Source organism: Streptomyces sp. MnatMP-M17 (assembly GCF_900091995.1).
Classification (GTDB): Bacteria; Actinomycetota; Actinomycetes; order Streptomycetales; family Streptomycetaceae; genus Streptomyces.
In genome coordinates, this window is the sequence record NZ_FMDK01000583.1 from 1 (window position 1) to 8,515 (window position 8,515).

Sequence of the window (8,515 nt, forward strand, 5' to 3'; positions counted from 1 at the left end):
ACGCGTGTACGGCCCGCACGGGGTGTGGCGGGTGGGGAAGGCTTCCCCACCCCGGCGCCGGGCGCCGGGGTGGGTGCCGGACGCGTTCCGCGTGGCGTGGCGCCGCCGCCCCCGCCGGGAGCGAGAGACCCCTCTCCGGGGCCCTCAGGGCATGGGCGTCGTGACGAAGTCGATCAGTTCCTCCACCCGGCCCAGCAGCGCCGGTTCCAGGTCCCGGTAGGTCCGGACCCGGGACAGGATGTGCTGCCACGCCGCTCCCGTGTTCTGCGGCCAGCCCAGCGCGCGGCAGACGCCCGTCTTCCAGTCCTCGCCTCTCGGGACCGAGGGCCATCCCGGGATGCCCACCGACGACGGCTTCACCGCCTCCCAGACGTCGATGTACGGATGACCCACCACCAGGACGTCCGGGCCGGTCACCGCCGCCGCGATACGGGACTCCTTCGAGCCCGGTACCAGATGGTCGACCAGGACGCCCAGTCTCGCGTCCGGTGCCGGGCCGAACTCGGCGACGACGGCCGGGAGATCGTCGATACCGCCCAGATACTCGACGACCACGCCCTCGACGCGCAGATCGTCGCCCCACACCTTCTCCACCAGCTCCGCGTCGTGCCGGCCCTCGACGTAGATACGGCCGGCCCGCGCCACCCGCGCACGGGCCCCGGGCACGGCCACCGAGCCGGAGGCCGTACGGGTCGGGCGCGCCGGGCCCGCCGCCGTCGGGCGTACCAGCGTGACCACCCGCCCGTCGAGCAGAAACCCGCCAGGAACCAGCGGAAACACCCGGTGCTTTCCGAACCGGTCCTCCAGCGTCACCGTCGGGCCCTCCGCGGTCTTCTCGCAGCGGACCACCGCACCGCAGAAGCCCGTCGACACCTCCTCGACCACCAGATCCGGATCCGGCTCCGCCGGAACCTCGGGCGCGGGCGTGGACTTCTTCCACGGAGGCGTCAGATCGGGGCTGTAGCTACGCATTCGCAAGACGATAGGCGGCACGGGCCGGTACGGCTACGACACCCCGAACCGCGCCGCCAGCGCGTCGCGTTGTGCCCGTACGAACGCCGCGTCCACCACCGCGCCATGGCCCGGTACATACGCTGCGTCCTCTCCTCCCAGTGCCAGCAGCCGGTCCAGGGCGGCCGGCCAGCGCGCCGGGATCGCGTCCGGGCCCGCCTGCGGCTCACCGGACTCCTCCACCAGATCGCCGCAGAAAACCACGGAGCGAGCCACCGAGGCGCGTTCTGACGCACCCGCCGAAGTGCCGGTCGAAGCGTCCACCGAAGCCTCCGCCACCAGCACCGCCAGATCGTGCGCCGTATGACCCGGACCGGCATTCACCAGCACCGCCCGCCGGTCGCCACCCAGCTCCAAGGTGAACAGCCCCGACACCTCGTGCCGAGGCGGCACCAGCGCCTCCACCGCCCGCGCCGTCTCCTCCGCGTCCGCCCCGAGGCGTACGGCCTCCTCGTACAGGCCCGACGGCCCCGGCCCGCCCGCCGCCATCAGCCGCGCCATGCCCACCGCTCCGTACACCTCCACCTCCGCCTCCGGAAACGCCGCCGTCCCCAGCACATGGTCGAAGTGCGGATGGCTGAGTGCGATATGCGTCACGTGCCGCCCGCCGCCCAGCAGCGCCCGCACCTCCGCGCCGAGTTCGGCGCCCTCACGGACCGTCGAGCCCGTGTCGTACAGCAGGACGGCGTCCGCGCCGACGACCAGTCCGGCCGTGGCGTCCCACCGCGGCAGCCGTCGCCGTCCCACTCCCGCTCCCAGCCGCTCCCAGCCGTGTTCTTCCCAACAGAGGTCCATACCAGGACGCTACGGGACGCTACGGAAACGGCGCCTTCGCCGATGGGCCTGATCGGGCGGTACCGTGTTCGGCCGCCCTTGCTCCGGGCGTACCCCACGGCCGTACACTTACGGGGGGAGTGCTGGCACTCCTTGTGAGTGAGTGCCAAAGCGAGTGCCGACGAGTGCTTGGAAGAGTGCCGAACAGGCCAAGAAGTGAGTACCGGGCCGGGAACGACGACCAGAGCTGGAGGTGTGCGCCATGCTCAGCGAACGCAGACTTGAGGTGCTGCGCGCCATCGTCCAGGACTATGTCGGCACCGAGGAGCCCGTCGGCTCCAAGGCGCTCACCGAGCGCCACAAGCTCGGTGTCTCACCGGCGACCGTCCGCAACGACATGGCGGTGCTGGAGGACGAGGGCTTCATCGCCCAGCCGCACACCAGCGCGGGACGCATCCCGACGGACAAGGGCTACCGGCTCTTCGTCGACAAGCTGGCCGGTGTCAAACCGCTCTCCTCGCCGGAGCGCCGGGCCATCCAGAACTTCCTGGACGGCGCCGTCGATCTGGACGATGTCGTGGGCCGTACGGTACGGCTGCTGGCGCAGCTCACCCGGCAGGTCGCCGTTGTCCAGTACCCCTCGCTGACGCGCTCGACGGTGCGGCACGTGGAGCTGCTGGCGCTCGCGCCCGCCCGGCTGATGCTCGTCCTGATCACGGACACGGGACGGGTCGAGCAGCGTATGGTCGACGCTCCCGCGCCCTTCGGCGAGACCTCGCTCGCGGATCTCCGCGCCCGGCTCAACAGCCGGATCGTCGGGCGCCGCTTCGCGGATGTCCCGCAGCTCGTGCAGGACCTGCCCGACTCGTTCGAGCAGGAGGACCGCGGCGTGGTGTCCACCGTGCTCGCGACCCTGCTCGAAACCCTGGTCGAGGAGACCGAGGAGCGGCTGATGATCGGCGGTACGGCCAACATCACCCGCTTCGGACACGACTTCCCTCTGACCATCCGGCCGGTGCTGGAGGCGCTGGAGGAGCATGTGGTGCTCCTCAAGCTGCTCGGCGAGGCCAAGGATCCCGGCATGACCGTACGTATCGGGCACGAGAACGCCCATGAGGGACTCAACTCCACGTCCGTCGTCGCGGTCGGCTACGGTTCGGGCGACGAGGCAGTCGCCAAACTCGGCGTGGTCGGACCGACCCGCATGGACTACCCCGGAACGATGGGAGCGGTACGCGCAGTGGCACGTTACGTCGGACAGATCCTGGCGGAGTCGTAAGTGGCCACGGACTACTACGCCGTACTAGGCGTACGCCGCGACGCATCTCAGGACGAGATCAAGAAGGCATTCCGGCGGCTCGCGCGCGAGCTGCATCCGGATGTCAATCCCGATCCCAAGACGCAGGAGCGCTTCAAGGAGATCAACGCCGCGTACGAGGTGCTGTCGGACCCGCAGAAGAAACAGGTCTACGACCTCGGCGGCGATCCGCTCTCGGCGAACGGCGGCGGTGGCCCCGGCGGCTTCGGAGCCGGTGGTTTCGGCAACTTCTCCGACATCATGGACGCGTTCTTCGGTACGGCGTCGCAGCGCGGCCCGCGGTCGCGGACGAGGCGCGGCCAGGACGCGATGATCCGGCTGGAGATCGACCTCAACGAGGCGGCCTTCGGTACGACGAAGGACATCCAGGTCGACACGGCCGTGGTCTGTACGACCTGTTCCGGCGAGGGCGCGGCGCCCGGCACCTCGGCGCAGACCTGTGACATGTGCCGTGGCCGTGGCGAGGTCTCGCAGGTCACCCGGTCCTTCCTGGGCCAGGTCATGACCTCGCGGCCGTGCCCGCAGTGCCAGGGCTTCGGTACGGTCGTGCCGACGCCGTGTCCCGAGTGCGCGGGCGACGGACGTATCCGCTCGCGCCGTACGCTCACGGTCAAGATCCCGGCCGGTGTCGACAACGGCACCCGTATCCAGCTCGCGGGCGAGGGCGAGGTCGGGCCTGGCGGCGGTCCCGCCGGTGATCTGTATGTCGAGATCCATGAGCTGGCGCACGCGGTGTTCCAGCGGCGCGGCGACGATCTGCACTGCACGGTCACCATCCCGATGACGGCGGCGGCGCTGGGCACGAAGTGTCCGCTGGAGACGCTGGACGGGCTGGAGGAGATCGACGTACGGCCGGGCACGCAGTCGGGCCAGTCGATCCCGCTGCACGGGCGCGGCATCACGCATCTGCGCGGTGGCGGCCGAGGCGATCTGATCGTGCATGTCGAGGTGATGACTCCGTCGAAGCTGGACCCGGAGCAGGAGCGGCTGCTGCGCGAACTGGCGCAGCTGCGCGGCGAGGAACGCCCTACGGGCCAGTTCCAGCCTGGGCAGCAGGGCTTGTTCTCGCGGTTGAAGGATGCGTTCAACGGTCGGTAGCCGGGTGTCGGCCGGGGGTCCGGGGGTGGTCCCCCGGGTGGGCACTGCCAACGGTCGGTAGGTGAACCGTCCGTGCGGCCAGGTGCCGGGCCGGACGGGCCGAAGGCCATGGGCCGACGTCCAGGGATTTCTCTGGACGTCGGCCTTTTTGCGCGGCCTTTTCCATGGCACATGCCAGTCACGACACCGATTCGGAGCTGTCACGGACGGCATGGCACCATGCCTCCATGTCCTCCGCACTGACCGATCTCTGCCGGTATCCGATCGTGCAGGCCCCCATGGCGGGTGGGGCCTCCTGCCCCCAGCTCGCCGCGGCGGTCTCCGAGGCGGGCGGTCTCGGTTTCCTCGCCGCCGGGTACAAGACGGCGGACGGTATGTACGAAGAGGTCAAACAGCTGCGCGGGCTGACCGGTCAGCCCTTCGGGATCAATCTCTTCATGCCGCAGCAGCAGAGCGCCGACCGCGCGGCCGTCGAGGTCTACCGCAATCAGCTCGCCGGTGAGGCGACCTGGTACGAGACACCGCTCGGCGATCCCGACGCCGGACGGGACGACGGTTACGAGGCCAAGCTCGCGATCTTGCTCGACGACCCGGTGCCGGTCGTCTCCTTCACCTTCGGCTGCCCGAGCAGATCCACGCTGGACGCCCTGGCCCGTGCCGGGACGTACACCGTGGTCACGGTGACCACGCCCGAGGAGGCGGCGACCGCGCAGTGGTCGGGCGCCGACGCCGTCTGCGTCCAGGGCATCGAGGCCGGCGGACACCAGGGCACGCACCGCGACGATCCGGCCATCGACGGCGTCGGCGTCGGCATCGGGCTGCTCTCGCTGATCGCCCAGGTCAAGGAGGCCGTACAGCTTCCGATCATCGCCGCCGGCGGGCTGATGCGCGGCGGTCAGATCGCGGCGGCGCTCGCGGCCGGCGCGGACGCGGCGCAGCTCGGTACGGCGTTTCTCGTGTGCCCGGAGTCCGGCGCGAACGTGCTGCACAAACAGGCCATGACCAACCCGCTGTTCGTACGGACCGAGCTGACGCGGGCGTTCTCCGGCCGCCCTGCCCGTGGTCTGGTCAACCGCTTCATGCGCGAGCACGGCCCGTACGCTCCGGCCGCCTATCCGGAGGTGCACCATCTCACCTCCGGACTGCGCAAGGCCGCGGCCCGGGTGGGCGATCCGCAGGGCATGGCGCTCTGGGCGGGACAGGGCCACCGGATGGCCCGTGAGCTGCCCGCCGGCCAGCTTGTCGAGGTGCTGGAGGCCGAACTCGAAGCGACCAGGGCCTCATTGGCATCCGGCCCGGGCAATGGGCAAGGCAGTGGGCAGGGCAACGGCGTGGGCACCGCCTCGTGACCGCTCCGGTTTTCGTCGTCGAGGACGGCGCGCTGCGCGTGGGTACGGTCACGCTCGACGGCTCCGAAGGGCGCCACGCCGTCTCCGTAAGGAGGCTGCGTGTCGGTGAGGAAATCGTACTGACGGACGGCGCGGGCACCGGCGCGTACGGGACGGTCGCCGCCGTCGAGGGCAAGGACCGGCTGGATGTGACGGTCACGGAGGTACGGACCGAGCCGGCGCCCTCGCCCGCAATCACGGTCGTCCAGGCACTGCCCAAGGGCGACCGCGGTGAGCTGGCCGTCGAGACGATGACCGAGACCGGTGTCGACACGGTCGTGCCCTGGCAGGCCGCGCGCTGCATCACCCAGTGGAAGGGCGAGCGAGGCGCCAGAGCGCTGGCCAAGTGGCGGGCCACGGCGCGCGAGGCGGGCAAGCAGTCGCGCAGGCTCCGCTTTCCCGAGGTGACCGGTCCCATGACGGACAAGCAGATCGCCGCGCTGCTCGCGGACGCGGACTTCGCCGCCGTACTGCACGAGGAGGGCAGCGAACCGCTGGCCACCGCGCCGCTGCCCGCCGATGGCCGGATCGTGCTGGTCGTGGGGCCCGAAGGAGGCGTGTCCCCGGAGGAGCTGGCGGCGTTCGCGGCGGCGGGCGCGAAGCCGTACCGGCTGGGCCGTACCGTACTGCGCACCTCCACCGCCGGGACGGCGGCCACGGCGCTGCTGCTCGGCCGCACGGGCCGCTGGTCCTGAGACGTACGGTTGGTCCTGAGACGTACGGTCCCGGACTCGGCCCGTAGTGCGAAACCAGCCGCTCAACGTCGCCCGCCGCAGCTCAACGCCGTTCAACCATCGCGGCCCGTACTCGCCACCCGCTGGACAGCGGCCCACCGCCGCTTCGTAGGCTGGCGGTATGTCCGACGAGTCTCCGCTGATCCGGAGCCTGCGCGCCGCTGTGGCCGCGGCTCCCGACGATGTGCCGCTACGGCTCCATCTCGCAGAGCTGCTGCTCGCCGCGGGCCACTCGGACCAGGCGGTCACCGAGGCGGCCGTGGCGCTTCAGCACGCGCCGGGCGACGCCGACGCGCGGGCGTTGATGATGCGCGCGATGGGTGTCCCGACAGCGCCGGCGGACCTTCAGCCTCAACCGCCGTCCGAGCCGGGCGGATTCGACTGGACGGCGGCCGAGCGGGAGATCGAGGACGCCGTCCCGCCGCGCTTCGTCACCTCCGAGAGGGCCATGGACTCCCCGGCGCCGGCCACCGAGGCTCCGGTCGCCGCCGACGGCGGCGGTGACGCGGGCTCCGTCTCCGCCTGGGACATCGACGCGCCCGGCTCCGTGAGCCTCGCCGATGTCGGCGGGATGCGGGAGGTCAAGGACCGCCTCGAAGCCGCCTTTCTCGCTCCCATGCGCAATCCCGAACTGCGCAGGCTCTTCGGCAAGAGCCTGCGTGGCGGCCTGCTTCTCTACGGTCCTCCCGGCTGCGGGAAGACGTTCATCGCGCGGGCCGTCGCGGGTGAACTGGGCGCAGGATTCCTGTCGGTGTCGGTCAACGACGTACTGGACATGTGGATCGGCAACTCCGAGCGCAATATGCACGAGGTGTTCGAGACCGCCCGCCGTCAGGCGCCCTGTGTGGTGTTCCTGGACGAGCTGGACGCACTGGGCGCCAAGCGGAGCCGTACGCACCACAGCGGGATGCGCAACACCGTGAACCAGCTCCTCACCGAACTCGACGGTGTGGACGCCGTCAACGAGGGCGTGTTCGTGCTCGCCGCCACCAATGTGCCCTGGGACGTGGACATCGCGCTGCGCAGGCCGGGACGGCTCGACCGCACGCTGCTCGTCCTGCCGCCCGACGCGCCCGCCCGCGAGGCGATCCTCAGATACCACCTGCGCGACCGGCCCATCGAATCCGTGGACCTGGGCAGGCTGGTGAAGGTCACCGAGGACTTCTCCGGCGCCGATCTCGCCCATCTGTGCGACTCGGCGGCGGAGAGCGCCCTGCTCGACTCGGCCCGTACGGGCACGGTCCGCATGATCAATATGACGGACCTGCTGGCGGCGGCCAAGGACGTACGGCCGTCCACGGAGCCCTGGTTCGCGGCGGCGCGCAATGTCGCCATGTTCGCCAACGACGGCGGTATGTACGACGATCTCCTCGCCTATCTGAAGAAGAAGCGAAAGCTGTGAGCGCGGGCCGCCCCGGGGTCTGCGGCTTCAGTACCGGCCGTGTCCGGTGAGCGAGGCGCTGACGCGGGCCGACGCGCTCCATGAGATGGGCCGTTACGAGCAGGCCGCCGCCACCGTGTCCGCCCATCTCGCCGGACACCCGGGCGACGCGCGCGCCTGGGTCCTGCTCGCCCGCTGCACCCATGCGCTCGGCGACCGTACCGAGGCGCTGCGCGCGGTGGACGAGGCGCTGCACGCCGATCCGCGCCAGCTCTCCGCCTGGATCGTGCGCGCCGAACTGCTCACCGGCGCGGGCCGGTACGCGGAGGCCGAGGCGGCGGCCCGTGAGTCGATCCGGCTCGCGCCGTTCTTCTGGGGCGCGTACCAGGCGCTCGCCTGGGTCCTGGACCGCTCCGGCGACCGCTCCCGCCGCCAGGAGGCCTACGCCGTCGCCCGCCAGGCCGCCGAGCTCGCTCCGGAGCACGACGCCGCGCACTTCCTCGTCGGAGTCACCGCCCACCGGCTGCGCGACTTCCGTACCGCCGAACTCGCCTACCGCACCGCGCTGCGCCTCAATCCGCAGAGCAGCGAGGCGCACAACAACCTGGCGATGCTGAGCATGGGACACAGGTGGCGGCGGCGCGGCGCGTGGAGCGCGGCGGCGGAGGGCTTCGCCACGGCCGCCGCCCTGGACACGGCGGACCGGGACGCCCGGTTCAATCTGGAGTCCATGGCCTGGGGCGTGGCGGCGGGCGCCCGCTGGATCGCGCTGGCCGGGCTCGTCGTCTCCGTCCTCGGCACGGCGGGCCCG

General features: G+C 71.3%; 8 protein-coding genes. 6 read left to right on the forward strand and 2 right to left on the reverse strand.

The window, feature by feature from the left end:
- Window positions 1-144: 144 nt before the first annotated feature.
- Window positions 145-972: a DUF3097 domain-containing protein gene (locus GA0115259_RS24980; RefSeq protein ID WP_093601188.1), complete on the reverse strand. Its 828-nt coding sequence runs from the start codon at window positions 970-972 to the stop codon at window positions 145-147.
- A gap of 33 nt (window positions 973-1,005) precedes the next feature.
- Window positions 1,006-1,806 (reverse strand): MBL fold metallo-hydrolase, encoded by an 801-nt coding sequence (locus GA0115259_RS24985; protein ID WP_093601190.1) that lies wholly within the window; start codon window positions 1,804-1,806, stop codon window positions 1,006-1,008.
- A gap of 241 nt (window positions 1,807-2,047) precedes the next feature.
- Between GA0115259_RS24985 and hrcA the strand changes: the two genes are divergently transcribed.
- The 6 genes from hrcA to GA0115259_RS25015 all read left to right on the forward strand — a co-directional run.
- Window positions 2,048-3,064 (forward strand): heat-inducible transcriptional repressor HrcA, encoded by a 1,017-nt coding sequence (hrcA, locus tag GA0115259_RS24990; protein ID WP_093601192.1) that lies wholly within the window; start codon window positions 2,048-2,050, stop codon window positions 3,062-3,064.
- On the forward strand, window positions 3,065-4,201 hold the full coding sequence (gene dnaJ / locus GA0115259_RS24995) for a molecular chaperone DnaJ (RefSeq protein ID WP_093601195.1): 1,137 nt from the start codon (window positions 3,065-3,067) through the stop codon (window positions 4,199-4,201).
- 227 nt (window positions 4,202-4,428) lie between these two features.
- Window positions 4,429-5,550 (forward strand): nitronate monooxygenase, encoded by a 1,122-nt coding sequence (locus GA0115259_RS25000; protein ID WP_093601197.1) that lies wholly within the window; start codon window positions 4,429-4,431, stop codon window positions 5,548-5,550.
- Window positions 5,547-6,284 (forward strand): 16S rRNA (uracil(1498)-N(3))-methyltransferase, encoded by a 738-nt coding sequence (locus tag GA0115259_RS25005; RefSeq protein WP_093601199.1) that lies wholly within the window; start codon window positions 5,547-5,549, stop codon window positions 6,282-6,284. Before GA0115259_RS25000 ends, GA0115259_RS25005 begins: the two co-directional genes overlap by 4 nt.
- Window positions 6,285-6,444: 160 nt before the next feature.
- Complete coding sequence (locus tag GA0115259_RS25010; protein WP_093601201.1) at window positions 6,445-7,725, forward strand: ATP-binding protein; 1,281 nt, start codon at window positions 6,445-6,447, stop codon at window positions 7,723-7,725.
- 46 nt (window positions 7,726-7,771) lie between these two features.
- The coding region (locus tag GA0115259_RS25015; protein WP_093601203.1) for a tetratricopeptide repeat protein at window positions 7,772-8,515 on the forward strand (744 nt) is incomplete at its 3' end.

Bases quoted from the DNA above. Each gene is read 5' to 3' on its own strand.
- GA0115259_RS24980 (WP_093601188.1), bottom strand. From the start codon at position 972: ATGCGTAGCTACAGCCCCGATCTGACGCCTCCGTGGAAGAAGTCCACG.
- GA0115259_RS24985 (WP_093601190.1), bottom strand. From the start codon at position 1,806: ATGGACCTCTGTTGGGAAGAACACGGCTGGGAGCGGCTGGGAGCGGGA.
- hrcA (WP_093601192.1), top strand. From the start codon at position 2,048: ATGCTCAGCGAACGCAGACTTGAGGTGCTGCGCGCCATCGTCCAGGAC.
- GA0115259_RS25000 (WP_093601197.1), top strand. From the start codon at position 4,429: ATGTCCTCCGCACTGACCGATCTCTGCCGGTATCCGATCGTGCAGGCC.
- GA0115259_RS25010 (WP_093601201.1), top strand. From the start codon at position 6,445: ATGTCCGACGAGTCTCCGCTGATCCGGAGCCTGCGCGCCGCTGTGGCC.